Raw genomic sequence first — 624 nt, 5'->3', positions numbered from 1 at the left:
GTACTCATACCCTGTATCGAAACGGGTGTATTGACTGCTTTGCTGAGACTGAACATCGCGGTGAAAATTGGATTTAAATATTCCCGTTGTAGAAAAAACACCAAACTCAGAAAAGGCTCTGATTTCATGATCGATAGAAACCTCCTTTTGTTGGCTTTCGTTTTCATACACCCCAAAAACGTTGTAGTTAAACAGTCCCCCACGACCAAACTTAGCTGGAGAAAATCGCCCCATATCGTGTGCAGATAAACTCTGCATCGGCAGCCAGTTCGGCGGAACGTCGATCGCCAGTTGCAGTGACGATTGCAAATAACGCACGTTAACCCCAGCGATGGAAGAAACGTCAATCCTGTCTTCCGTTCCTGGCAACGATTTGGCCGTAACGCCAACCGCTATTAGATCTTGCCGCTGGAGAAAGTACTGATCGCCAATGCGCTCGACTTCGGTAATATGCCCCGTCGCTCTTTGATTGATCACTAATTCTAGTTTCAAGCTAATATTGTTAAACTTATCAAAAGAAAAGTTTTCAGGACTCGGTAACTCAGAAAAACTGTTGGGTGAGTTCGCACAAAGGCCAAGATTGCTCCACGCCATACTTAGTAATCCAAGCCAAAGCAAGACATA

At 44.9% G+C, this 624-nt stretch carries 1 pseudogene; it reads right to left on the bottom strand.

The window, feature by feature from the left end:
• Positions 1 to 594 (bottom strand): annotated as a pseudogene (locus R7Q48_RS28535) (fimbrial biogenesis outer membrane usher protein); the annotation flags it as partial.
• Between the last annotated feature and the right edge of the window lie 30 nt (positions 595 to 624).

Source organism: Vibrio sp. 378 (genome assembly GCF_033339435.1).
Note: the sequence above shows the minus strand (reverse complement) of the source record. Positions and strands in the feature narration are given on the sequence as shown.